Origin of the sequence: Pseudomonas paracarnis, assembly GCF_904063055.1 — a bacterium.
Classification (GTDB): Bacteria; Pseudomonadota; Gammaproteobacteria; order Pseudomonadales; family Pseudomonadaceae; genus Aquipseudomonas; species Aquipseudomonas paracarnis.
On sequence record NZ_CAJFCN010000062.1, the window covers coordinates 1 to 483 of the forward strand.

At 62.7% G+C, this 483-nt stretch carries 1 protein-coding gene; it reads right to left on the reverse strand.

Going from position 1 to position 483, the window contains the following annotated elements; all coding sequences use genetic code 11:
* Positions 1-483, reverse strand: a 483-nt coding sequence (locus tag JMV15_RS27895; RefSeq protein ID WP_201491991.1) for a GGDEF domain-containing protein, incomplete at both ends; no start/stop codon positions are given.

Here is a 483-nt window from a genome sequence, read left to right on the forward strand (position 1 = left end):
CGTGGCACAAACCCCAGCACGCAGCAGACCGCGAAAGGCCACACCGGAAGCCAGGAAGGCGGCGGTGCCGATACAGACCACAAGCATCACCTCCAGACCAGCGACATACGAGCACACAGAAGCCTGCGCGATGAGCTTTCCCGCGATCTTCTCCGCCGGTTCGGGAAACTCCAGAGCCAGCAACGCGGTGAATTCATCCCCGCCCATGCGCCCCAGAATGTCGTAGAAACGCAGGCACGCCTGCATTTGCTCCGAAACCCAGCGCAGCACGCGATCCCCGGCGTCATGGCCCAACGCATCGTTGAGCCGCTTGAAGCCATCCAGGTCCAGGTACAGCAAGACCAGCGCGTGCTCGCTCCGTTCGGTGCGCAGCAACGTATGCTCCATCGCATGATGGAAACCGCGCCGGTTCAGCAGCCCGGTCAACGGGTCAGTCACGGCCTGGAACTCCAGTTGCTGGGGCGGATGCCGTACTTCGGACAT